Source organism: Streptomyces sp. S6 (genome assembly GCF_054880855.1).
The window spans coordinates 1-1266 of the sequence record NZ_JBTYMC010000658.1 but is presented as its reverse complement, the minus strand read 5'-3'; the positions used below and the strand labels follow the sequence as shown (position 1 = coordinate 1266).

Here is a 1266-nt window from a genome sequence, read left to right as displayed (position 1 = left end):
CTGCGCGGGACCCGGCGGCAAGGCCGCCCTCCTCGCCGCCCTCGCCGCCGAACGCGGCGCGACCCTGCTGGCCTCCGAGAAGCAGCCGCACCGCGCCGGACTCGTCGCGCGGGCGCTGGCCGGCAACCCGGGCCCATACCAGGTCATCGCGGCCGACGGCACCCGCCCCCCGTGGAAGCCGGGCTCCTTCGACCGCGTCCTGATGGACGTCCCCTGCACCGGCCTCGGCGCCCTGCGCCGCCGTCCGGAGGCCCGCTGGCGGCGTCGTCCGGAGGATCTCGAAGGGTTCGCGCCGTTGCAGCGGGGGCTGCTGAAGACGGCGCTGGAGTCGGTGCGGGTCGGCGGGGTCGTCGGGTACGCGACCTGCTCGCCGCATCTCGCGGAGACGCGGGCGGTCGTCGCGGACGTCCTCAAGCAGTTCCCCGGGGCGGACCTGATCGACGCGCGGCCCCTGCTGCCGGGTGTGCCGGGGCTGGGGGAGGGGCCGGACGTGCAGTTGTGGCCGCATGTGCACGGGACGGACGCGATGTACCTGGCGCTGATCCGCAAGGTAAAGGAAAGTTAATAAGATCATCGTACGAAACTGGCCCCGCCTCCCCCACCGGTGCCCATCCCCGGGCCCGGACATGGGAGGCTAGGCCCATGGCCGTGCAGATCAACCCCAGCATCCTCTCCGCCGACTTCGCCCGCCTCGCCGACGAGGCCAGGGCGGTCGAAGGCGCCGACTGGCTCCACGTCGACGTCATGGACAACCACTTCGTCCCGAACCTCACCCTCGGCGTCCCGATCGTGGAGTCCCTGGCCAAGGCGACGGACACCCCGCTGGACTGCCACCTGATGATCGAGGACCCCGACCGCTGGGCCCCGCAGTACATCGAGGCCGGCGCCTCCTCGGTCACCTTCCACGTCGAGGCCGCCGCCGCCCCCGTCCGCCTCGCCCGCGAGATCCGCGCCAAGGGCGGCCGGGCGTCCATGGCCCTGAAGCCCGCGACCCCCATCGAGCCGTACGAGGACCTCCTCCCCGAGCTCGACATGCTGCTGATCATGACGGTCGAGCCGGGCTTCGGCGGCCAGGCGTTCCTGGACATCATGCTGCCCAAGATCCGCCGCACCCGGCAGCTCATCGACAAGCACGGCCTCCAGCTCTGGCTCCAGGTCGACGGCGGGGTCTCCGCGAGCACCATCGAGCGCTGCGCGGAGGCCGGCGCGGACGTCTTCGTCGCCGGTTCGGCGGTGTACGGCGCGGACGACCCCGCCGCCGCCGTG

Annotated in this window: 2 protein-coding genes; both read left to right on the top strand. The window is 73.0% G+C overall.

The genetic code is table 11. The annotated features are described in order from the left end of the window. A partial coding sequence (locus ACVNF4_RS36215; protein WP_461807062.1) for an RsmB/NOP family class I SAM-dependent RNA methyltransferase occupies positions 1-565 on the top strand: 565 nt, incomplete at its 5' end. A 77-nt stretch (positions 566-642) separates the two neighbouring features. Further along, a partial coding sequence (rpe, locus tag ACVNF4_RS36210; protein ID WP_461807061.1) for a ribulose-phosphate 3-epimerase occupies positions 643-1266 on the top strand: 624 nt, incomplete at its 3' end.